The 22,366-nt window shown below is 66.4% G+C and carries 21 protein-coding genes; 12 read left to right on the top strand and 9 right to left on the bottom strand.

The window, feature by feature from the left end; genetic code table 11:
- Positions 1–11 precede the first annotated feature (11 nt).
- Entirely contained in the window at positions 12–758 is a 747-nt protein-coding gene (locus ACNFIA_RS10790) for an NRDE family protein (RefSeq protein WP_259757952.1), read from the top strand.
- On the opposite strand, the gene ACNFIA_RS10785 is transcribed toward ACNFIA_RS10790, so the two are convergent.
- The 3 genes from ACNFIA_RS10785 to ACNFIA_RS10775 all read right to left on the bottom strand — a co-directional run bounded on the left by ACNFIA_RS10785 (position 755) and on the right by ACNFIA_RS10775 (position 4,657).
- A complete protein-coding gene (locus tag ACNFIA_RS10785; protein WP_259757953.1) occupies positions 755–1,780 on the bottom strand; it encodes a sensor domain-containing diguanylate cyclase in 1,026 nt (341 codons plus the stop codon). The genes ACNFIA_RS10790 and ACNFIA_RS10785 overlap by 4 nt on opposite strands.
- Before the next feature lie 86 nt (positions 1,781–1,866).
- The gene (gene ptsP / locus ACNFIA_RS10780; RefSeq protein WP_259757955.1) at positions 1,867–4,146 is read right to left on the bottom strand and encodes a phosphoenolpyruvate--protein phosphotransferase; all 2,280 of its coding nucleotides are present in this window, start codon (positions 4,144–4,146) and stop codon (positions 1,867–1,869) included.
- A gap of 31 nt (positions 4,147–4,177) precedes the next feature.
- Positions 4,178–4,657, bottom strand: a complete 480-nt coding sequence (locus ACNFIA_RS10775; RefSeq protein ID WP_017520843.1) for an RNA pyrophosphohydrolase — start codon at positions 4,655–4,657, stop codon at positions 4,178–4,180.
- Positions 4,658–4,804: 147 nt separating this feature from the next.
- On the opposite strand from ACNFIA_RS10775, the gene ACNFIA_RS10770 reads away from it, so the two are divergent.
- Positions 4,805–5,461, top strand: coding sequence for an HAD family hydrolase (locus tag ACNFIA_RS10770; RefSeq protein ID WP_416784736.1), 657 nt, complete (start codon positions 4,805–4,807; stop codon positions 5,459–5,461).
- Positions 5,462–5,468: 7 nt separating this feature from the next.
- Here the strand turns inward: ACNFIA_RS10770 and ACNFIA_RS10765 are convergent, their stop codons facing one another.
- From ACNFIA_RS10765 to ilvA, 3 genes are all read right to left on the bottom strand, one after another.
- Positions 5,469–5,954, bottom strand: a complete 486-nt coding sequence (locus tag ACNFIA_RS10765) for a DUF2269 family protein (protein ID WP_416784734.1) — start codon at positions 5,952–5,954, stop codon at positions 5,469–5,471.
- Positions 5,955–5,964: 10 nt separating this feature from the next.
- The gene (locus ACNFIA_RS10760; RefSeq protein ID WP_416784733.1) at positions 5,965–6,432 is read right to left on the bottom strand and encodes a DUF2269 domain-containing protein; all 468 of its coding nucleotides are present in this window, start codon (positions 6,430–6,432) and stop codon (positions 5,965–5,967) included.
- Positions 6,433–6,500: 68 nt separating this feature from the next.
- Positions 6,501–8,027 (bottom strand): threonine ammonia-lyase, biosynthetic, encoded by a 1,527-nt coding sequence (gene ilvA / locus ACNFIA_RS10755; RefSeq protein WP_416785407.1) that lies wholly within the window; start codon positions 8,025–8,027, stop codon positions 6,501–6,503.
- 190 nt (positions 8,028–8,217) lie between these two features.
- Between ilvA and rpiA the strand changes: the two genes are divergently transcribed.
- The 3 genes from rpiA (at position 8,218) to ACNFIA_RS10740 (ending at position 11,471) form a co-directional block, all read left to right on the top strand.
- The gene (gene rpiA, locus ACNFIA_RS10750; protein ID WP_416784731.1) at positions 8,218–8,889 is read left to right on the top strand and encodes a ribose-5-phosphate isomerase RpiA; all 672 of its coding nucleotides are present in this window, start codon (positions 8,218–8,220) and stop codon (positions 8,887–8,889) included.
- A gap of 92 nt (positions 8,890–8,981) precedes the next feature.
- Positions 8,982–9,314 carry a YegP family protein gene (locus tag ACNFIA_RS10745; protein ID WP_416784729.1) on the top strand — a complete coding sequence of 111 codons (333 nt, stop codon included), beginning with the start codon at positions 8,982–8,984 and terminating at the stop codon, positions 9,312–9,314.
- 213 nt (positions 9,315–9,527) lie between these two features.
- Entirely contained in the window at positions 9,528–11,471 is a 1,944-nt protein-coding gene (locus tag ACNFIA_RS10740; protein WP_416784727.1) for an autotransporter outer membrane beta-barrel domain-containing protein, read from the top strand.
- A gap of 21 nt (positions 11,472–11,492) precedes the next feature.
- On the opposite strand, the gene ACNFIA_RS10735 is transcribed toward ACNFIA_RS10740, so the two are convergent.
- Entirely contained in the window at positions 11,493–12,416 is a 924-nt protein-coding gene (locus tag ACNFIA_RS10735) for an SdiA-regulated domain-containing protein (protein WP_416784726.1), read from the bottom strand.
- Positions 12,417–12,565: 149 nt separating this feature from the next.
- On the opposite strand from ACNFIA_RS10735, the gene ACNFIA_RS10730 reads away from it, so the two are divergent.
- From ACNFIA_RS10730 to ACNFIA_RS10700, 7 genes are all read left to right on the top strand, one after another.
- Positions 12,566–13,582 (top strand): AraC family transcriptional regulator, encoded by a 1,017-nt coding sequence (locus tag ACNFIA_RS10730; RefSeq protein WP_416784724.1) that lies wholly within the window; start codon positions 12,566–12,568, stop codon positions 13,580–13,582.
- A gap of 364 nt (positions 13,583–13,946) precedes the next feature.
- A complete protein-coding gene (locus ACNFIA_RS10725; protein ID WP_416784722.1) occupies positions 13,947–14,984 on the top strand; it encodes an ABC transporter ATP-binding protein in 1,038 nt (345 codons plus the stop codon).
- Positions 14,981–15,895: an ABC transporter permease gene (locus tag ACNFIA_RS10720; RefSeq protein ID WP_259757967.1), complete on the top strand. Its 915-nt coding sequence runs from the start codon at positions 14,981–14,983 to the stop codon at positions 15,893–15,895. Before ACNFIA_RS10725 ends, ACNFIA_RS10720 begins: the two co-directional genes overlap by 4 nt.
- A complete protein-coding gene (locus ACNFIA_RS10715; RefSeq protein WP_065086552.1) occupies positions 15,892–16,680 on the top strand; it encodes an ABC transporter permease in 789 nt (262 codons plus the stop codon). The genes ACNFIA_RS10720 and ACNFIA_RS10715 overlap by 4 nt, the downstream gene beginning before the upstream one ends.
- Positions 16,681–16,723: 43 nt before the next feature.
- Entirely contained in the window at positions 16,724–17,773 is a 1,050-nt protein-coding gene (locus ACNFIA_RS10710; RefSeq protein WP_259757970.1) for an extracellular solute-binding protein, read from the top strand.
- A gap of 389 nt (positions 17,774–18,162) precedes the next feature.
- A complete protein-coding gene (locus ACNFIA_RS10705; protein WP_259757971.1) occupies positions 18,163–19,551 on the top strand; it encodes an APC family permease in 1,389 nt (462 codons plus the stop codon).
- Positions 19,552–19,605: 54 nt separating this feature from the next.
- Positions 19,606–20,637 (top strand): histone deacetylase family protein, encoded by a 1,032-nt coding sequence (locus tag ACNFIA_RS10700; protein ID WP_017520827.1) that lies wholly within the window; start codon positions 19,606–19,608, stop codon positions 20,635–20,637.
- A gap of 260 nt (positions 20,638–20,897) precedes the next feature.
- Here the strand turns inward: ACNFIA_RS10700 and ACNFIA_RS10695 are convergent, their stop codons facing one another.
- Both ACNFIA_RS10695 and ACNFIA_RS10690 read right to left on the bottom strand, forming a co-directional pair.
- A complete protein-coding gene (locus ACNFIA_RS10695) occupies positions 20,898–21,275 on the bottom strand; it encodes a NirD/YgiW/YdeI family stress tolerance protein (RefSeq protein WP_416784719.1) in 378 nt (125 codons plus the stop codon).
- 118 nt (positions 21,276–21,393) lie between these two features.
- The gene (locus ACNFIA_RS10690) at positions 21,394–22,347 is read right to left on the bottom strand and encodes an SdiA-regulated domain-containing protein (RefSeq protein WP_416784717.1); all 954 of its coding nucleotides are present in this window, start codon (positions 22,345–22,347) and stop codon (positions 21,394–21,396) included.
- Positions 22,348–22,366 lie beyond the last annotated feature (19 nt).

The raw sequence follows: 22,366 nt of genomic DNA, 5'->3' as shown, positions 1-22,366 counted from the left end.
GGAGTTCGCCCATGTGCCTGATCGTCTTCGCCTGGCGCCCCGGCCACGCCAGGCCCCTGATCGTCGCGGCCAACCGCGATGAGTTCTACGCCCGCCCCGCCCTGCCGCTGGCGGCCTGGGAGGATTCTCCCGGCGTCTATGCCGGGCGCGACCTGGAAGCGGGCGGGACCTGGCTGGGGGTGGCGCCGGACGGCCGCTTCGCCGCCCTGACCAACGTTCGCGACCCCGGCCAGCCGCTGGGCCCGCGCTCGCGAGGCGAACTGGTGGCGGCGTTCCTGCAGGGTCGCCAATCGCCGCTGGAGTACCTGCAGCAGGTGGCCCGCCGTGCCTCGGACTACAGCGGCTTCAACCTGCTGGTGGGCGATGGGGCACAGCTCTGCTATCTCAATCCCCGCGTCGGCCCGCCGGTGGCGGTGGCGCCGGGCGTGCACGGGCTGTCGAACGCCGCACTGGACACGCCCTGGCCGAAGCTGCTGAGCGCCCGCGACGGACTGGAGGCGGTCCTGGGCGCACCCGACACCGGCGCCCTGGTCGCCCTGCTGCGCGACAACCGCCAGCCCTCCGATGCGGAACTGCCGGACACCGGCGTGGGCCTGGCCACCGAGCGCCTGCTGTCGAGCGTGTTCATCGCCAGCCCCACCTACGGCACCCGCGCCAGCACCGCGCTGATCGTCCACGCGGACGGCCGCCGCGAGCTGCTGGAACACAGTTTCGGCCCCAGCGGCGCGCGCCTGGGCGAGGTGGCGCTGAGCGTCTAGCAGACGACGATGCAGTCGCGCTGGCGTTTGGCGCGGTAGAGCCCGTCGTCCAGCCGACGCAGCATCGCCATCAGGTCCTCGCCGGGCTGCATCTCGGTGACCGAGAAGCTGGCGGTGAGCTGGGTCGGCAGCGAGATGTCCGCCCGGCGCAGGCTCAGGCGCAGCCGTTCGGCCAGCTCCCGCGCCGCCTCGCCGGTGGTTTCCGGCAACAGCACGATGAACTCCTCGCCACCCCAGCGCGCAAAGCAGTCCTCCTCGCGCAGGCGCCGCCGCACCACTTCGGCCACCGCCACCAGTACGCGGTCGCCGGCCTGGTGGCCGAGGCTGTCGTTGATGCGCTTGAAGTGGTCGAGGTCGAACATCAGCAGCGCACAGCCGTGCTCGTGGCGTTGCAGGCGCTGCCACTCGGCGTGCATCTGCTGCTCGAAGCGCCGCCGGTTGGCGATCTGCGTCAGCGGGTCGATCTCGGCGAGGCGCTGGGCGACGGCAGCCTGCTCGGCCAGCGCCTGGTTGGCCTGGCGCAGGGCCTCGGTGCGCTGCAGCACCAGGTACTCCAGGCTCAGGTTGAGCTGGTGCAACTCATGGTTCTTTTCCTGCAGCGCCAGCTCCGCCAGCTTGCGCTCATGGATGTTGCAGTGCGCGCCGACCATCCGCGTGGGCTTGCCGTTCTCGTCGAATTCGAAGAAGCGTCCGTGATCGCTGACCCACAGGTAATTGCCGTCCCGGCAGCGGCAGCGGTACTCCTCGCGGTAGACACCGCTGCGTCCCTCCACGTAGGCGTCGAAGGCGTACATCACGCGCTCGAAATCCTCGGGATGGATGATCTCGTGCCAGGTGGCGACGTTTTGCGGAAGGCTGCCCGGGTCATAGCCGAGCATGGCGTACCAACTGGGGCTGCGGGTGACGTGGTTGGTGCGGATGTCCCAATCCCAGATGCCGTCGCTGACGATGCTCAGGGCATAACGCAGGGTGCGGGCGCTGTCGTCGGATTCCGTGCTGGGGCGTTGGTCGAGCTCTTCCATAAGCTGCGTCCCGGCCGGCAAGCCGGCCCTGTTTCTTCATCTGCCCTGCGGTGATGCACGAATCCGCCAGGGGGTCGTTCGCCCGATCAGGCCTGGATGGTCGCCGCCGGGTTGATCACCCGGCCCAGACCCAGGTTGCGCAAGGCCAGGTGCAGCGAACTGTGGATAACCTGCGGGTTGTCGAAGGTCATCAGCTGGCTGAGCAGTTCGCGGGCCTTGGACAGGGTCATCTGGCGCAGCAGCCACTTCACCTTGGGCAGGTTGGTGGCGTTCATCGACAGGGAATCGAAGCCCATGGCCATCAGCAGCACGGCGGCCGCCGGGTCGCCGGCCATCTCGCCGCAGATGCTCACAGGCTTGCCTTCGGCGTGGGAGTCGTCGACCACCTTCTTCAGCGCCTGCAGCACGGCCGGGTGCAGGTAATCGTAGAGGTCGGCGACGCGCGGGTTGTTGCGGTCCACCGCCAGCAGGTACTGGGTCAGGTCGTTGGAGCCGACCGAGAGGAAGTCCACCTGGCGCGCCAACTCGCGGGTCTGGTACACGGCCGCGGGGATCTCCACCATCATGCCGATCGGCGGCATGGGGATGTCGACGCCCTCGTCGCGCACTTCGCCCCAGGCGCGGTGGATCAGGTGCAGCGCCTCTTCCAGCTCGTGGGTCCCGGAGATCATCGGCAGCAGGATGCGCAGGTTGTCCAGGCCTTCACTGGCCTTGAGCATGGCGCGGGTCTGCACCAGGAAGATTTCCGGGTGGTCGAGGGTGACGCGGATGCCGCGCCAGCCGAGGAAGGGGTTGTCTTCCTTGATCGGGAAGTAGGACAGCGCCTTGTCGCCGCCGATGTCCAGGGTACGCATGGTCACCGGCAGCGGGTGGAAGGCGGAGAGCTGCTCGCGGTAGATGGCGAGCTGTTCCTTTTCGCTGGGGAAGCGGTCGTTGATCATGAACGGCACTTCGGTGCGGTACAGGCCGACCCCTTCGGCGCCGCGCTCCTGGGCGCGCGCCACGTCCGCCAGCAGGCCGGTGTTGACCCACAGCGGCATGCGATGGCCGTCCAGCGTCTCGCAGGGCAGCTCGCGCAGCGCGGCCAGGCCCTTGCTCAGTTCCTTCTCTTCGGCGACCACTTCGCCGTATTGCTTGACCAGCTGCGGCGACGGGTTGGTGTAGATCTCGCCGTGGTAGCCATCGACGATCAGGTCGATGCCGTCCACCTTGGAATATGGCAGATCGACCGCGCCCATGACGGTCGGGATGCCCATGGCGCGGGCGAGGATGGCGACGTGGGAGTTGCCCGAGCCCAGCACCGAGATCAGACCCACCAGCTTGCCTTCGGGGACTTCGCCGAGCATGGCCGGCGACAGCTCCTCGCTGACGATGATGGTCTGGTCGGGGTAGGTCAGCGACTGCTTACGCTCTTCCTGCAGGTACGCCAGGATGCGCCGGCCGATGTCCTTGACGTCCGATGCGCGCTCGCGCAGGTAGGCGTCGTCCATCAGCTCGAAGCGCTGCACGTGCTCCATGACCACCTGGCGCAGCGCGCCCTGGGCCCACTGGCCGGTGCGGATGATGCGTTTGACTTCCAGGCCGATGGAGGCGTCGTCGAGCATCATCAGGTAGACGTCGAACAGCGCCCGCTCTTCCTTGCGCAGCTGGGTGGCCAGCTTGCTGGAAAGGTTGCGCATGTCCTCGCGGACCGATTCCAGCGCCTGCTTGAAGCGCTCGACCTCGGCCTCGACGTCGTCGATGGGTTTGTCCGGGACCACTTCCAGGTCGGCCGGCGGCAGCACCACCACGGCCTTGCCCACCGCCACGCCGGGGGCGCCGGGCACGCCGACGAACTTGGCCTCGCTGATGCCCTTGCCGAGCTTGCCCAGGCCGCGGATCGAGCCGGTGGCTTCCGCATGGGCGATCACGCCGGCGAGCTGCGCGCTCATGGTGACGAGGAAGGCTTCCTCGCCTTCGTCGAACTGGCGCTTTTCCTTCTGCTGCACCACCAGGACGCCCATCACCCGACGGTGGTGGATGATCGGCGCGCCGAGGAAGGAGGCGTAGCGCTCCTCCCCGGTCTCGGCGAAGTAGCGGTAACGGGGGTGTTCGGAGGCGTTCTCGAGGTTCAGCGGCTCCTCGCGGGTGCCGACCAGGCCAACCAGACCCTCGTTGGGCGCCATGCTGACCTTGCCGATGGAGCGCTTGTTCAGGCCCTCGGTGGCCATCAGCACGAAGCGGTTGCTCTCCGGGTCCAGCAGGTAGACCGAGCACACCTGGGTGCCCATCGCCTCCTTCACGCGCTGCACGATGATGCCCAGCGCCGCCTTGAGGTCCTTGGCGGAGTTCACTTCCTGGACGATCTTACGCAGCGTGTTGAGCATGGCGTGGGGGTCTAACTCCTTGAACTTCGTGCTAGTCGCGCGCCAGCAGGCGCGGTGCCAATTCCTTCAGGGCCCGGCGGTAGACCTCGCGCTTGAAGGTCACGACCTGGCCCAGGGGGTACCAGTAGCTCACCCATTTCCAGCCGTCGAATTCGGGTTTGCCGGTGACATCCATGCGCACCCGGCTTTCCTCGCCGGTCAGGCGCAGCAGGAACCACTTCTGTTTCTGCCCGATGCACAGCGGCTGGCTGTTGGTACGTACCAGACGTTGCGGCAGGCGATAACGCAGCCAGCCCCGGGTACAGGCCAGGATCTTGACGTCCTGCTCTTCCAGGCCGACTTCTTCGTTCAGTTCGCGGTACAGCGCTTCCTCAGGGGTTTCGCGGGCGTTGATGCCGCCCTGGGGAAATTGCCAGGCTTCCTGGTTGATGCGCCGTGCCCACAGAACCTGTCCGACATCGTTGCAAAGGATGATGCCGACATTGGGGCGAAAACCATCGGGATCGATCACGGCGGTACATCCTCGAAATCGCGTGTGCCCGCATTGTTCCACAAAGCTTGTGACAGCGGCAACGCGGGCTGCGGCGTCCTGTGCTGGGTGGGCAAAAGCCGTTACTCTAGGCGACTTTTCCGTATTGGCAACTGGCGGTAATTCATCGTGCGACTGGCTCTCTTCGATCTCGACAACACCCTCCTGGCCGGCGACAGCGACCACAGCTGGGGCGAATGGCTGTGCCAACGCGGCCTGGTCGATGCCGGCGAGTACCAGGCGCGCAACAATGCCTTTTATGCCGACTACCTGGCCGGCACCCTCGACGTGTTCGCCTACCAGGCCTTCACCCAGGCGATCCTGAGTCGCAACAGCCTGGACCAGCTGGATACCTGGCACCGCCAGTTCATGCAGGAAGTCATCGAGCCCATCGTCCTGGCCAAGGGCGAGGCGCTGCTGGCCAAGCACCGTGCCGCCGGCGACAAGCTGGTGATCATCACCGCCACCAACCGCTTCGTCACCGGCCCGATTGCCGCGCGCCTGGGCGTGGAGACGCTGATCGCCACCGAATGCGAGATGGACAACGGCCTGTACACCGGCCGCACCTGCGACGTGCCCTGCTTCCAGGGCGGCAAGGTGACCCGCCTCAACCGCTGGCTCGAGGAGACCGGCCTTGCGCTGGACGACGCCTACTTCTACAGCGACTCGCGCAACGACCTGCCGCTGCTGGAGCTGGTGGCCCACCCGGTGGCGGTGGACCCCGACGACACCCTGCGCGCCGTCGCCCTTGAGCGCGGCTGGCCGGTGATCAGCCTGCGCGACTGAGCGCCCGTCAAGCTCCGCCCAGGGCGCCGAAGCCCTTGTTGACCATCAGGTAGAAGATCGCCAGGAAGGCCACGAACGCCGGCCAGCCCAGGGCGAACCACCAGCGCATATAGAGGAAGGCCCTGGGCGGCAATGCCGCCCCCTGCTGGTGCGCCGCCTCGGCCATGTCGCGCACGCGGATCTGCAGCCACACCACAGGCAGCCAGCAGGCGCCGGCGAAGACAAACAGCGCCAGGCTCCACAGCAGCCAGCCCGAATCCAGCGGCCAGCCGGCCATATGCGCCATGGCGATGCCGCTCAGCGGCTGGAACACCGCCGTGGTGGCGATGAACAGCCAGTCGGCGGTGACCAGGTGGCGGAAGGTGATGCGGATGGCATCCAGGTTGCCGCTGCGCCAGGCGCGCCAGCTGTAGTAGGCCGAGCCCAGCCCGGTGCCGAACAGCAGCGTGGACGAGAGAATGTGCAGGGTCTTGACCAGCAGGTAGAGATTCACGCGGCGGGCATCACACCGGCTTGCCGATCATCAGCACCAGGATGGCGATCACGCACAGCAGCGCGAGCACGAAGAAGGCCAGGCCGAACTTCCACTGCCGCGCCGCGCCGGCGGAGATCGGTTCGCCGCTGCTCTGCGCCACCAGCGCGAGGTCGCGGATACGCCACAGGCGCGTGGTGAACAGCAGCCAGAAGATCGTCGCGACGATCAGCAGACAGGCGCTGCCCAGCAACCAGGTCTGGCCCAGCGGCCAGCCGACGGTCTGCACCATGCGGTAGCCGGTGACCGGCAGGCTGGCGACGCTGCCCGCCACCAGCACCCAGCCGATCAGGCCGATGCGCTGCAACGCCTTGGCGATCACCCCGGCGTCGCCTCCGCGCCAACTGCGCCAGCCGTACCAGGCCAGGCCGATGATGGCCAGGAACGGCAGCACGGCGGCGATGCCGTGGAGAATGCGCAAGGTCTGCAGGCTTTCCATTTCAATTCCCTGTGAAGAAGGCGGCGTTCCGACAAGCCTAGCAGCAGTCGCGCCGCCCCTGCCTGGCCTCAGCCGAGGAACAGGCGATAGGCCGGGTTGTCCGTCTCGTCCCAGTAGGGGTAGCCGATCTCGTCCAGCGCGGCCGCCACCAGGTGGCGCTCGTCTTCGGGCACCTGCAGGCCAGCGACCACGCGGCCGTCGGCAGCGCCGTGGTTGCGGTAGTGGAACAGGGTAATGTTCCAGCGCCCGCCCAGGCGGTTGAGGAAGTTGAACAGCGCGCCGGGGCGCTCGGGGAACTCGAAGCGGAACACCTGCTCGCCGGACACCCGCGGCGAATGGCCGCCGACCATGTGGCGGATGTGCAGCTTGGCCAGTTCGTTGTCGGTCAGGTCCAGCACCGGGAAGCCCTGCTCCTGCAGTTGCTCCACCAGCGCGGCGCGCGGGTCGTTCTCCGGGTGGGTCTGCACGCCGACGAAGATGTGCGCTTCGCTGTCGGTGTTGTAGCGGTAGTTGAACTCGGTGATCTGGCGCTTGCCGATGGCCTCGCAGAAGGCCTTGAAGCTGCCGGGGCGCTCGGGGATGGTCACCGCGATGATCGCTTCGCGCTTCTCACCCAGTTCGGCGCGCTCGGCCACGTGGCGCAGGCGGTCGAAATTGATGTTGGCGCCCGAGTCGATGGCCACCAGGGTCTCGCCCTTCACGCCCTCGCGCTCGACGTAACGCTTGATCCCGGCCACCGCCAGCGCGCCGGCCGGCTCGGTGATGGAGCGGGTGTCGTCGTAGATGTCCTTGATCGCCGCGCAGATCTCGTCGGTGCTGACGGTGATCACTTCGTCGACATGCTCCTTGCACAGCTCGAAGTTGTGCTGGCCGATCTGCGCCACGGCGACGCCGTCGGCGAACAGCCCGACCTGGCCGAGCACGACGCGCTCGCCGGCGGCCATGGCGGCCTGCAGGCAGTTGGAGTCGTCCGGCTCGACGCCGATGACCTTGATCTCCGGGCGCAGGTATTTGACGTAGGCGGCGATGCCGGCGATCAGGCCGCCGCCGCCGACCGGCACGAAGATCGCGTCGATGCGGCCCGGGTTCTGGCGGAGGATTTCCATCGCCACGGTGCCCTGGCCGGCGATCACGTCCGGATCGTCGTAGGGGTGGATGTAGACGTAGCCCTTCTCTTCCACCAGCTTGAGCGAGTGCGCCAGCGCCTCGGGGAAGGCATCGCCGTGCAGCACGGCCTTGCCGCCGCGGGCGCGCACGCCCTGTACCTTCAGCTCCGGCGTGGTGCGCGGCATCACGATGGTCGCCTTGATGCCCAGCTCGCGGGCGGCCAGCGCCACGCCCTGGGCATGGTTGCCGGCCGAGGCGGTGACCACGCCACGGGCGAGCTCTTCCGGGCTCAGCTGCGCCAGCTTGTTGTAGGCGCCGCGAATCTTGAAGGAGAACACCGGCTGCAGGTCTTCGCGCTTGAGCAGAATCTGGTTGCCCAGGCGCTCGGAGAGCTGGCGGGCGGGCTGCAGGGGCGTTTCCACGGCAACGTCGTAGACACGCGAGGTGAGGATCTTCTTGACGTAGTGTTCGAGCATCGGAAGGGCTATATCGGCGGCTTTTCGAGGAACCGCGAGTCTACTCCAGCCGGCGCGGCGCGGGCCACCGAACAATCCGCGCGCAGATGACCGTAACAGTTGCCCGGCGGCGCAACACCGGCGCGCCTTCGGCCGCTATAATCCGCCCTCTCGACCATTCCCCGGCGCTTTCGCGCCCAGCCAGGTAAGAAGACTCTTCGCCATGAATCAGGATCAGCTCAAGCAGGCTGTGGCCCAGGCCGCCGTCGACCACATCCTTCCGCACCTCGACAGCAAGAGCATCGTCGGCGTGGGCACCGGCAGCACCGCCAACTTCTTCATCGACCTGCTGGCCAAGCACAAGGCCGAGTTCGACGGCGCGGTGGCCAGCTCCGAAGCCACCGCCCAGCGCCTGAAGGGCCACGGCATCCCGGTCTACGACCTGAACACCGTCAGCGAACTGGAGTTCTACGTGGACGGCGCCGACGAGACCAACGAACGCCTGGAGCTGATCAAGGGCGGCGGCGCCGCGCTGACCCGCGAGAAGATCGTCGCCGCGGTGGCCAAGCAGTTCATCTGCATCGCCGACGCCAGCAAGCTGGTGCCGATCCTGGGCGGCTTCCCGCTGCCGGTGGAAGTCATCCCCATGGCCCGCAGCCACGTGGCGCGCCAGCTGGTGAAGCTGGGCGGCGACCCGGTGTACCGCGAGGGCGTGCTGACCGACAACGGCAACATCATCCTCGACGTGCACAACCTGCGCATCGACAGCCCGGTGCAGCTCGAAGAAGCGATCAACAACATCGTCGGCGTGGTCACCAACGGTCTGTTCGCCGCGCGCCCGGCCGACCTGTTGCTGCTGGGCACCGCCGAGGGCGTGAAGACCCTCAAGGCCTGACCCGCCTGGCGCCATCCGCCGGATGGCGCCTTCCAGAGCGCCTGCTGCCGTCTACGCTGGGATAACCCCATCCTCCTACAGGGAGACGCAGCATGGCCGCCAAGTACCACCTGAAGAAGGCCAGCGATGGCCAGTTCCTCTTCAACCTGCACGCCAGCAACGGCGAGATCGTCCTCACCAGCGAGCTGTACAGAGCCAAGCCCTCGGCCATCGGCGGCATCGAGTCGGTGCGCAGCAACTCCCTGCGCGAAGGCGCCTTCGAACTCAAGGTCGCCAGCAACGGCAAGCACTACTTCGTGCTCAAGGCCAGCAACGGCCAGGTCGTCGGGCAGAGCCAGATGTACGCCAGCAAGGCCACCGCCGATGCCGGCGCGGCGGCGGTCAAGCGCTACGCGGCGGAGGCGCCGATCAGCGACGACACCTGATCGCGCACCGATTCGGTGAAGCCCGCCCCGCGCACGCCCTCCACGGCCGGCCAGCTCGCCGGCCGTGTATCACCCTTGTTACAGTGACGCGACAAGCTCGGTCACTGAAGCGTCAAATTCCGCCCATCTCCGGCGAACCGGTCCACATCCTGCTTTGCTCCGGCGCACGCATCGAAGACCGATGCGATTCCAATCGACACAGAGGAAAGTGCCGTGTTCAAACCCTTAGCCGTTGCGGTCAGCCTGGGCTGCGCTGCGCTGGCCACCGACGCCAACGCCTACGAATACGGGGACTACGCCGGGGACACCCTGGACACCCTGATCAACGACTACCCCGGCCGTTACCGCGGCACCGCCAGCTTCGCCGGGGCCGCCGCGCTGATGCAGTCGCGCCTGGGCTTCGGCTACCAGACGCAGGTCCAGGACTTCACCTGGGCCGGCAACCGCAGCTCGCAGAACGTCATCGCCAGCGCCCCGGGCAGCAGCGGCCAGTACGTGGTGCTCGGCGCGCATTACGACACCTACTACGGCCGGCCGACCCTGCAGGGCCTGGACGACAACGGTTCGGGCGCCGCCGTGCTGACCGAGATCGCCCGCAACCTGGGCGGCATCGCCCTGGAGAACGGCCTGGAAGTGGTCGGCTTCGGCGCCGAGGAGGAAGGCCTGCGTGGCTCGCGCGCTTATGTCGCCTCGCTCAGCGACGAACAGCGCAGCAACCTGCGGGGCATGATCAACCTCGACAGCCTGATCACCGGCGACAGGATGTACGCCCACGCCGGCTTCAACAGCGTCGACAATCCCGCGCTGGGGGCCTACCGCGACCAGCTCCTGCGCATCGCCCAGGAACTGAAGATCCCGCTGTTCACCAACCCCGGGCTGAACGAGGAATACCCGGCCGGCACCGGTTGCTGCAGCGACGGCGAAAGCTTCGAGGGGCTCAATGTCCCGGTGCTGTTCATCGAGGCCACCAACTGGGAACTGGGTGACCTGGACGGCTACGTGCAAACCGACAACCCGGCCATCCCCGGCGGCGCCACTTGGCATAACCCGACGCTGGACAATGAGCAGGTGCTCACCAGCGCCTTTGGCCAGGAGCGCATCGACCAGCGCCTGCGCGACTTCTCGCGCCTGCTCACGCGCCTGGTGCTGGAGCTGACCAATGCCGACCTGCTCGCTTCCACCGCCTCCGGCGGCGCGATGGCGCGGCAGATGGAAGACCAGCTGCAACGCCAGCACCTGGCCCTGACCCGCCTGCACGACCGCCGCTGGCTGACGCTGCTGGGCAGCTCGCGCCCGGTCGGCAGTTTCGATGGCGCGGTGGGCGTTGAAGGCGAAACCACCCCCGAGAGCGGCTTCGACATGCCCGGCGACCCGCGCTCGCACCGCGCCGGCGTCAACCTGCTGGGCGACTACCGCGCCAGCGAGGCGCTGACCGTCGGCGGCAGCCTGAGCTTCCAGCGCAGCCGCGACAACCTGGACCACAGCGCACGCCTGGAAGCGGAAACCTGGCAACTGGGCCTCTACGGCCTGCTCAACGACGGCGGTCCGGCCTGGCTGGGCGGCGAGCTGAGCGCCGGCTACGCCGATTTCGACAGCAAGCGCTCGGTGTACCTGAAGGCGAAGAACGGCCCGGTGCTGCTCGACCAGCGCATCGACGGCGACACCCACGCCTGGTTCTGGGGCGCGCGGGTGGATGGCGGCTATGACCTGGACATCGGCGGCCTGAAGACCGGACCGCAAGGCGGGCTGGACTACGTCCACTACAAGATCGACGACTTCGACGAAGACGACGACCTGCGCACCGCCCTGGGCTACGAGAAGCAGGACTACGACTCGGTCGAAGCCAGCCTCGGCTGGGGCCTGCGCGGCGAACTGCCGCTGGGCAACCGTATGGCCGTGCAGCCCTACGCCAGCGCACGCTGGGTGAAGGAGCTGGCCGACGGGCGCCTGGACGACATCGCCCTGACCGCCCTGGGCGACGGCCGCACTCGCGTCGCCGACCTGGGCGATGTGGACAAGGACTTCGGTCGCGCCCAGGTCGGCGCCCTGCTGGCGGTCACCGAGCAGTTGGGCGTGTTCGCCGAGGCCAACGCGCGCTTCGCCCACAGCGAAGGCAGCCAGGCGTCCTATTCCCTCGGCGTGCAATGGCAGTTCTGATCGCCAGGCAGCGAGGTGCCCTCAGGGTGCCTCGCGCTTCTTGAACACGTAGAAGAGGTTGGGCTCGCTGACCAGGTACAGCGTGCCCTCGTCGTCCATGGCGATCCCCTCGGCCTGCGGCACGCTGCGCCGCAGACCGTGCATGCCGCGCAGCAGCGACAGCGAGCTGATCGGCTCGCCATCGGCGCTCAACTCCAGCACCAGCCAGGACTCGTCGGACAGCGCCAGCAGGTGCCCGCTACGCTCGTCGTATTGCAGGCTGGAAAGGTCGCGGACGAACAGGTTGCGGTTGTGCCGGAGGTCTTCCACCACGTGCACCGCGACGGGCTGCTGCGACTGCTCGTAGGGAAAACCGCGGACCTCGTAGATGTGCACCGGGTTGCGCTCCTTGGCGACGAACAGGCGCTTGCCCTGCGAGTCGTAGGCCAACCCCTCGAAGCCGCTGTTGCCGCCGCGCCCCAGGGCCAGGGCGAGCTGTTGGGCATCGTCGGCGCGCAGTTCCGTCGTGTCGTCGTGCAGCTCGACGCGAAGCAGGCGCTGGTGGGTTTCGTCGGTGATCACGTAGACGTTGCGGCTGATGTATTCGATGGCCTCGGTATCGCCGAAGCCGTGCAGCGCGACCCGGCGCAGCACCTTGCCTTCCAGCGACAGCTCGACCAGCTCGTTGCGCTTGTTGGTGACGGTGAACAGGGTCTGCCGGTCCGGATCGAAGGTCAGCGCCGAGACGTTCTCCTCCAGCCCCTGGATCGGCTGCGCCTCCAGCACCACGCGATAATCGGGCAGCCAGAGGGACTGCTCCTGCCACTGCGCCGCATGCCGCCACTCATTGAACTTGAACCACACGCGCTCATAGACCCGGAAGCTCTGGCCCACGGCGAGCAAGGCGGCCAGGGCGAGCAGCGCCAGCAGCAGGAACAGACGACGGGGTTTGAGCAGACGGCGCATGCGGGACTCGCAGTGGGGTGGCGTGGCAGATTGACAGCAGCGCCTGAAGCCAAACTTAATGGCCGCCGGGGCCTGCGTGGCAGGCTAGAGTCAGGTTAGTGCAAGTCTGTGCTGAGTTTCTTTTGCAAGCGACTGCAAGAGGCGTATCGATGGCCCAACATCTACTCCCCGAACAACGCCAACAGGCGACCCTCCACACCGTGGTGCTGGCGACCGAGGTGCTGCACCATGCCGGCGTCCTCCGGCCGAAGCTGCTGGAGGGCAGCGGCATTGGCGAGGCGGACCTGCTGACCCCGGAAAAGCTGATCACCCATGCGCAGGAACTGCGGGTCTTCGCCAATGCCCTGAACTGCCACCACGACCCCGCGCTGGGCCTGTACCTCGGCCTGCGCATGCATGTCTCGGCTTACGGCATCCTCGGCTACAGCATGCTCGCCAGCCGCACCCTGCGCGACGCGCTGCAACTGGCGCTGTCCTTCCCCGAGCTGCTCGGCACCTATTTCCGCCTGGCGCTGACGCCGCAGGGCGACGAGGTGCACCTGACCGCCGACGGTTACCGCTACGCGCCGGAGCTGACGGTGTTCAACACCGAGCTGTGCCTGACCTCGCTGCTGACGGTGATCCGCGACCTGCTCGGCGAGTCGGTGCGGCCGCGCCGGCTGCTGCTGGCCTATCGGCCGCCGCTGCATGCCGAGACCTATACCGAGCGCCTGGGCTGCCCGGTGGATTTCGGCGCGCCCACCAGCGCCCTGTGCTTCAGCCCGGCGCTGCTGGACCGTCCGCTGCCGCTGGCCGACCCGGTCAGTTGCCACAACGGCGTGCAGCAATGCCTGCGCATGAGCGCCATGCTCAGCAGCCGCGGCGACGTCATCGACCAGCTGCGCCAGCACCTGGCCAGCCACCTGCAGGACACCGCCAGCCTGGACACCGTGGCGCGCCACCTGCACCGCTCCACCCGTACCCTGCGGCGCCATCTGCAGCAGCAGAACACCAGTTATCAACAGGTGCTCGACGAAGTGCGTTTCGACCGCGCGCGGCAGTTGCTCAAGGACACCGACCTGCCGATCTACCTGATCGCCGAGCAGCTGGGGTACAGCGAGACGGCCAGCTTCCGGCACGCGTTCCAGCGCTGGAGCGGGGCGAGTCCGAGCCTTTACCGAGGCTGAGCCGGGAGCTCTCTTCGTAGGATGGAGTGGAGCGCAGCGATACCCATCACCCTCCCGACATCGGCAGCATGGGTATCGCTGCGCTCCACCCATCCTACCCATCTTGCTCGCGAACCCGGCCCCACGGCGATTGTTCGCGAGCAAGCTCGCTCCTACAAAAGCTCGAAAGACGACACCCCGCTGGCGCCCGAAATCCAGCATTTCCAGGCGCCTTTTTCAACTTGGCCTGATTTATCCCTTATTGGCCTGATCTATCGTTCTGCGCATCCGGCGCCTTGGTCATTATCAATCCGCAGCTAGGTGAAACGGTCCTAGAAATCGTAAAACCTCAACAATAACAACTGCTTAACTGCATGGTACGAGCATGACCAGCGCGATCACCATCGAGCGGATATGCATGGAGTTCGGTACACCCGGGCAAGGCCTCAAGGCCCTGGACGACGTGTCACTGGAAATCCGCGCCAACGAATTCTTCACCCTCCTCGGCCCGTCGGGCTGCGGCAAGACCACCTTGCTGCGACTGATCGCCGGCTTCGAACAACCCTCCTCCGGCAGCATCCGCCTCTACGGCGACGCGATGGAAGGCCTCCCGCCTTTCAAACGCCCGGTCAACACCGTCTTCCAGAGCTACGCCCTGTTCCCCCACATGACCGTGGCCGAGAACATCGCCTTCGGCCTGGAAATGCAGGGCAAGCAACGCAGCGACATCGACGCCACGGTGCAGAAGATGCTCGATCTGGTGCGCCTGCCCGATGTCGGCAAGCGCCGCGCCGACCAGCTCTCCGGCGGACAGCAACAGCGCATCGCCCTGGCCAGCCGACCCAAGGTACTGCTGCTGGACGAATCGCTGTCCGCGCTGGACCTGAAGCTGCGCAAGGAAATGCAGATCGAACTCAAGCGCCTGCAGCACGAGACCGGCATCACCTTCATCTTCGTCACCCACGACCAGGAAGAAGCGCTGACCATGTCCGACCGCATCGCCGTGATGAGCCGCGGCAAGGTCATGCAGATCGGCACGCCCACCGAGATCTACGAGGCGCCGGTCAACCGCCTGGTGGCCGACTTCATCGGCGAAACCAACTTCCTCGAAGGCGAATCCAGCGGCGACAGCGTGCGCCTGGCCGACGGCCAGATGCTGCCGGCCGCCACCACCTTGCCCGGCAAGGTGACCCTGGCGATCCGCCCCGAACGTACCGAACTCGCCCAGGACGGCCAGCTCGAAGGCGTGGTCGAGAACATCGTCTACGTCGGCACCGATACCGTGTACCACCTCAACGTCGCCGGTCAGGGCGGCTTCCGGGTCCGTCAGCAGAACCGCGACGGCGCCCTTTCCACCCACGCGCCCGGCGCGCGGGTGCGGGTCCGCGTTCCCGCCACCGCCATCCGGGTGCTGGCCGAATGAGTACACTGCGCGCACAAGCGGAACGAAAGTCGCTGTTCAACCGCCTGGCCCTGACCAGCCCGGCGATGATCATGCTGGTGGTGTTCCTCGTCCTGCCCCTGGGCATCATGTTCGCCGTGTCGATCCAGGCGCCGGGCGACTACGGCGGCGTGAAGTGGGGCCAGCACACCGTCGAGGCCTACCTCAACTTCCTCTGGGAGCGCGATCTGGACGACAGCCTGTCGTTCAACGCCGATTACCTGGGCATCTTCCAGCGCTCGTTCTGGCTGTCGATCCTGACCACCCTGGGCTGCGTGCTGATCGGTTTCCCCACCGCGCTGTACCTGGCGCTGCAGGACGAACGCCGGCGCAACCTGCTGCTGTTCCTGGTCACGGTGCCGTTCTGGACCAACCTGCTGGTGCGGGTCTATGCCTGGATGCTGCTGCTGCGCAACGGCGGGCTGATCGACGAGGGTCTGCACGGGCTGGGTTTCTCGGACGCCTCCCTGGGCATCCTCTACACCGACAACGCCGTGATCATCGGCCTGCTCTACACCTACCTGCCGTTCATGGTCCTGCCCATCTACACCAGCCTGGAAAAGATGGACTGGCGCCTGGTGGAGGCGGCCTTCGACCTGGGCGCCAACCGCTGGAAGGCGCTCAGGCGGATCATCATCCCGCTGGCCATGCCCGGCATCGTCGCCGGCTGCATCCTGGTGTTCATCCCCTCGCTGGGCAGCTACATCATTCCCGAGCTGCTCGGGGGCGGTAAGTCGCTGATGATCGGCAACCTGATCCAGCTGCAGTTCGGCACGGCGCACAACTGGCCGTTCGGCGCGGCGCTGTCCTTCGCCCTGCTGGCCTTCGTGCTGCTGGCGATGATGATCTACAGCATGCGGTTCAAGCAGGGCGCATCGGGAGGTCATCCATGAAGTCGGCCAACCCGCTGTGGAAGTTCACCGGGGTCCGGCCCGCCGCCTGGCTGTTCTTCGCCTTCCTCTACATCCCGATCTTCGTGCTGGTGGTGCTGAGCTTCAACAGCGGCCAGTCGGCGACGCTGTGGGAAAGCTTCAGCCTGAAGTGGTACGCCGTGGTGGCGGACGACCCGGAGATCCTCCGCGCGGCGAAGAACTCGCTGATCGTCGCGACCCTGGCCACCGTGGTCGCCACCACCCTGGCGACGCTCGCGGCATTGGGCATGCGCGGTCGAACCTTCCGCGGGCAGACGCTGATGAGCGGCGTGCTGGGCCTGCCGCTGCTGGTGCCGGAGATCGTCACCGCCGTGGCGACCCTGATGTTCTTCGCCTTCATCGGCCTGAAGCTGTCGTTGTTCACCATCCTGCTGGCGCACATCGTGTTCTGCATTCCCTTCGCCTACCTGCCGATCCGCGCCCGTCTCGAGGGCATGGACCCGCGGCTGGCCGAAGCGGCAGCGGATCTGTATGCCTCGCCATGGAAGACCTTCTGGAAGGTGACCTTCCCGCTGCTGACGCCGGGGATCGTGTCCGGGGCGATGCTCGCGTTCATCATCTCGATGGACGACTTCGTCATCACCTACTTCGTCGCCGGCGCCGGGGCCACCACCCTGCCGGTGTACATCTTCAGCTCCATCCGCATGGGGATTTCCCCGAAGATCAACGCCATATCTTCAATAATACTGTTGATTTCCATCGCGTTCGTTGCGTTGTCGTACTACGTCGGCCAGCGTCGCCGCTGACCTCCTGCCGCCAATCAAAACAACATTGCAAGGAGCTTCACCGATGAAATTCCGCCGTACCCCCATCGCCCGCACGCTCGTCGCCGCCAGCCTGCTGCTGGCCGGCAGCGCCCATGCCGAAGGCACCCTGCACTTCGCCAACTGGTCCGACTACTTCCCGCCGGAACTGCTGAAGAAGTTCGAGAAGGACACCGGCATCCACGCCACCCTGGATTCCTACGACAGCAACGAAACCCTGCTGGCCAAGCTCAAGGCCGGCGGCGGCGCCTACGACGTGGTGGTGCCGTCGGACAGCTTCATCGAGATCTTCGTCAAGGAAGGCCTGCTGCAGAAGCTCGACAAGTCGCAGCTGCCGAACCTGGCCAACCTCAAGGACAAGTTCAAGACCCTGACCTACGACCCGGGCCACGACTACTCCGTGCCCTACCTGTGGGGCACCACCGGCTACAGCTACGACAGCGCCAAGGTGCCTGGCGGCAAGCTGGATGAAAGCTGGAAGCCGTTCTTCGAGCCGCCGGCCGAGCTCAAGGGCAAGGTGGTGGCGCTCAACTCCATCGAGGAGCTGTACGCGCCGGCGTCCTACTACCTGGGCGTGGACGAGTGCACCGAGGACCCGAAAGAGGCGGCGAAGATCCAGGACCTGCTGCTCAAGCAGAAGCCCATGCTCGCCATGTACAACAGCGACGGCACCATCGAGCGCATGGCCGCCGGCGAAGTCTCCATGCACCAGCAATGGAACGGCGCCTTCCACCGCGCCCACGCCCAGCGCGCCAGCCTGGTCTACGTCTATCCCAAGGAAGGCGTGCGCCTGTTCATCGACAACCTGACCATTCCCAAGGACGCCACCAACATCAAGGAGGCGCATGCCTTCCTAAACTGGATGATGCAGCCGGAGAACATCGCCCTGGCCTCCAACTTCGCCAAATACAACAACGCGATCGAGGGCTCGGACAAGTTCATGGACAAGGAGCTGTTCGACGATCCGGCGATCAACACCCCGGCGGACAAGCTCGATCGCCTGAAGCCCTTCAAGCTGTGCTCGCCCAAGGCGCTGCAACTGCGCTCCAAGGTCTGGACCAAGCTGAAGAAATGACCTGACGGTCGCCCGGCGCGGCGGTGCGCGCCGGGCGCCCCTGACAGCCAATTTGGCCATTTCGATCCCTTTTTGACCCTTTGCAGGGTTCTGCCCGGCACCCTGCGTTGCTAGAGTCGGGCGGCTCGCGCAGGGAGCGGCTGGAAAGGCGGCCAGCCCTTGCACCATCGACGATGGCGCAGGGAAATCCCGAGGGAACGCGAGCGCGTTATCCACAAGAACAAATGCCCCGAGAACGCCCATGACCAGCTTTTGCGTCACCCTGCAGCACACACCCTCATTCCTCGCGCGTCGTCAGCGCTGCGGCTGAGCCGTAACCCGACGACTTCAGGACGGCCACCGAACGCCGCCCGCCCGCACCAGACCATAAAAATCGCGAGGACTCTTCCATGGCCAGCCAACACAGCGCCAGCACTGCACACACTCCACAACAGGGCACGGCGACCAGCGCCGACGCCCGCCTGAAACGCGTCCTGGGCCTGCCCGCCCTGGTCTTCTTCGGCCTGGTCTACATGGTCCCACTGACCATGTTCACCACCTACGGCGTGGTCACCGAGATGACCGGCGGCCGCACCGCCACCGCCTACCTGATCACCCTGCTGGCGATGCTGTTCACCGCAGCCTCCTACAGCTTCATGGTGCGCAAGTACCCGATTTCCGGCTCCGCGTATTCCTATACCAGCCTGAGCTTCGGCCCGGTGGTCGGCTTCCTCTCTGGCTGGTCGCTGCTGCTCGACTACCTGTTCCTGCCGATGATCAACTACCTGCTCATCGGCCTGTTCATGAACATCGCCTTCCCGGAGATCCCGGCCTGGATGTTCGTGGTCGCCTCCATCGCCCTGGTCACCGTGCTCAACGTGGTCGGCATCAGCCAGGTCGCCGGCATGAGCAACGTCATCGTCGGCGCGCAGCTGGTGTTCATCGTGGTGTTCGTGGTCATGTCGATCAAGACACTGGCCGGCGGCGCCGCGATCGACTTCAGCCTGCCCTTCGTCGGTGACGGCAGCCAACCCGGCTTCGCCCCGCTGATGGCCGGCGCCGCGGTGCTGTGCCTGTCGTTCCTGGGCTTCGACGCCGTCTCGACCATGGCCGAGGAAACCCGCGACGCCCGCCGCGACATCCCCCGCGCGATCATCATCACCACCGTCATCGCCGGCCTGATGTTCACCCTGCTGGCAATCATCAGCCAGCTGGTGTTCCCCGGCAGCGTGTTCCAGAACGCCGACTCGGCGGCCAACGAAGTGATGCTCAAGGCCGGCGGCCAGTTCCTCGGCAACTTCTTCACCTCCGCCTACATCGCCGGCTGCATCGGCTCGGCGCTGGCGTCCCAGGCCTCGGTGTCGCGCATCATCTTCACCATGGGCCGCGACGGCATCCTGCCGCGCAGCCTGTTCGGCACCCTGCACGCGCGCTTCCAGACCCCGGTAGTAGCGATCCTGGTGGTGTCCGCCGTCTCCCTGCTGGCGATCGTGCTGGACCTGACCACCCTCGCCTCGATGATCAGCTTCGGCGCGCTGGTGGCCTTCTCCGTGGTCAACCTGGCGGTGATCCGCACCTACCTGGGCGTCGAGCGCCGCCGCGGGGCGAAGAACGTCCTGCTCTACGGCGCGATCCCGTTCATCGGCCTGTGCCTGACCCTGTGGCTGTGGACCAGCCTGTCCCAGCTGACCCTGGTGGTCGGCCTGAGCTGGTTCGCGGTCGGCTTCGCTTACCTGGCGGTGCATACCGGCGGTTTCCGTCGCAAGGCACCGAGTGTGAATTTCGAGGAAAACGCCTGACGGCCCAGCTACTAGAACCCAACGGGCGCCCGGAGGCGCCCTCAGGAGCGCGTGATGTTGACGATCTATACCGACGACCATCGCTTGCACCACGGTCAGCACGAGCTGATCGGCGGCCAGTTCACCCCCTGCTTCGAAAAGCCCAGCCGCGCCGACATGGTGCTGGATCGGGCCAAGGCGGTGAAACTGGGCGACATCCAGGCCCCGCGCGATTTCGGCCTGGAACCCATCCTGAGGGTGCACAGCGAAGGCTTCGTGCGGTTCTTGCAGCACGCCTGGCGTGACTGGCTGGCCACCGGCCGGACCCACGACATGCTGCCGATCTGCTGGCCGACCCGCCGCCTGCGGCAGAAGGAGCCGGACAGCATCGACGGCCGGCTGGGCTACTACAGCCTGGACGCCGGTGCGCCGATCACCGCCGGCACCTGGCAGGCGGTGCTGAGCTCCGTGAACGTGGCGATGACCGGCCAGGCCGAACTGGCCAAAGGCGCCCGCTCGGTGTTCTCCCTGTGCCGCCCGCCGGGCCACCACGCCTCGGCGGATTTCATGGGCGGCTACTGCTTCTTCAACAACGCGGCCATCGCCGCCCAGTCGATCCTCGACCAGGGCGCCAACCGCGTGGCCATCCTCGACGTCGACTACCACCACGGCAACGGCACCCAGGACATCTTCTACGACCGCGCCGACGTGCTGTTCACCTCGATCCACGGGGACCCGCGCTTCGAGTACCCCTACTTCCTCGGCTACGCCGACGAGAAGGGCCAGGGCGTGGGCGAAGGCTTCAACTTCAACTACCCGCTGGCCTCGGGCAGCGACTGGTCGGTGTGGAGCCTGGCACTGCAGGCGGCGATCCGGCAGATCTCGGCGTACAAGCCGGACGTGCTGATCGTCTCCCTGGGCGTGGACACCTACAAGGAAGACCCCATCTCCCAGTTCAAGCTGGACAGCCCGGACTACCTGCGCATGGGCGAAGCCATCGGCAAGCTCGGCCTGCCGACGCTGTTCGTGATGGAGGGCGGTTACGCAGTGGAAGAGATCGGCATCAATGCGATCAATGTGCTGCAGGGGTTTGAGAGTATCGGGTGATGGGCTGGTGGGATTGAACTCCCGGACTTCGGGTGTGGACCTGAAAGCCCCTCTCCCTAACCCTCTCCCTGAAGGGAGAGGGGACTGATCGGCATCAAGTGAAACGCCGTGCCCTCCGGCATCGCCAAACGGCTCCCTCTCCCTTCAGGGAGAGGGCGGGGGAGAGGGAATTACAACGGTCTTCCAGCGAACCCACCAGCACCAACGAACAAAAAAAGCCGCACCGGGATTTCCGGTGCGGCTTTTTCATTGGAGCTGGATTACTGAAGGACCTCGACCCGATCCACATCGATGTCAGTCGCCTTCATCTTGTGATGATCCACCTCGCCGGTCAGGCGCACCTTGGTGCTTTCGGAAACCGACGCGCCCGCCGGCCAATCGTCGTTGTCGATCTCGACCTGGATGCTGCCGGTGGCGTCCTTGAATTCGTAATGCTCGCCGCCGATACGCTTGGTGATCACCCCTTCGAGCACCACCGGGGTGTCGTCGGCGGCGGACTGCGCCTGCTTGACCGTGGTGACCTGCGCGGCGGCGGCAGCGGGCCTGGCGTCGCTGCCCGGGCCGGTGTAGCCGGCGGCCAGGGTGAAGGTGGAGAACAGGCCAGCGGCAGCGATCAGGGGGAGATGAGTCAGTTTCATGGAAGTGCCTCCTGCGGCGTTTTCGATGGGTTCAGCCTATGGCCGGCGGCTGAAATCAGCCTGAATCCGGACTTAACCCAACCTTAAAGCCATCCGACCCGCATTCCCCCGCCCTGGATCAATCGGTTTTGGCCGCCTCGCGCTTGAACACGTAGAACAGGTCCGGCTCGCTGACCATGTAGATGGTGCCGTGCTCGTCGATGGCCACGCCTTCGGCGCGCGGAATCTTCTCGTGGAGGCCGTTCAGCCCGCCCAGCAGGCTGATGAAGCTGACCGGCTCGCCCTTCTCGTCCAGCTCCAGCAGCAGGTGCGACTCCGCCGACAGCACCAGCGTGTGGCCGGTGCGCGGATCGATGCTCAAGGCCGAGACGTTGGTCATCAGCAGGTCGCTGGCGATCGGCTGCAACGCCCCGCTCAGGCTGGCGCTGCCGTCGCTGGCCAGGCTGAACAGCGCCAGCGGATCGCGCTCCTGCCCCAGCACCAGGCGATGCTGGCGCGGGTCCCAGGCGATGCCTTCGATACCCTTGTTCTTCTTGCCGCGGGGGCCGAGATCGAAGCTGGCGAGCTTCTCGGTGCTCAGCTCGCGGGTCTGCGGGTCGACATGGAAGATGGTCAGCGAGTTCTTGCGCTCGTCGGTCACGGCGACATTGCCGTTTTCCAGCACCGCCACGCCCTCGGGGTTGGACATGCCCAGCAGCGGGATCACCCGCAGCACGTCGCCGGTCAGCGACAGTTCGGCCAGCAGCGGCTTCTTGCCGGTGACGGTGAACAGGGTGCGCGTCACCGGGTTGTAGGCCAGGTCGGAGGTTTCCTGCCCCTCGAGCCCGCCGGTGAGCGGCTTGGCCTGGATCACCGCGCGGTAGCCGGGCAGCCAGACGCTTTCGGAGCGGGCCTGGGCGCTGGTGTCCCGCTCACGCAGCCACAGGCGCGCGCGGTCATCCCAATGGAAGCGCGAGGTCAGGTAGCCGAGCACCACGAGGATGAGCAGCAGGGCCGGCAGCAGCCAGCGAGGGCGAAGGATGGACATGGTCATGACGACTCTTGTGGGCAGCACGGCAAGGTATCGCGCCATACACGAAGGCCGCACAAAT

The sequence above is a fragment of the Pseudomonas sp. NY15437 genome (assembly GCF_048068435.1).
Taxonomy (GTDB): domain Bacteria; phylum Pseudomonadota; class Gammaproteobacteria; order Pseudomonadales; family Pseudomonadaceae; genus Pseudomonas; species Pseudomonas nitroreducens_B.
This window is presented reverse-complemented; position numbering and strand designations above follow the sequence as displayed.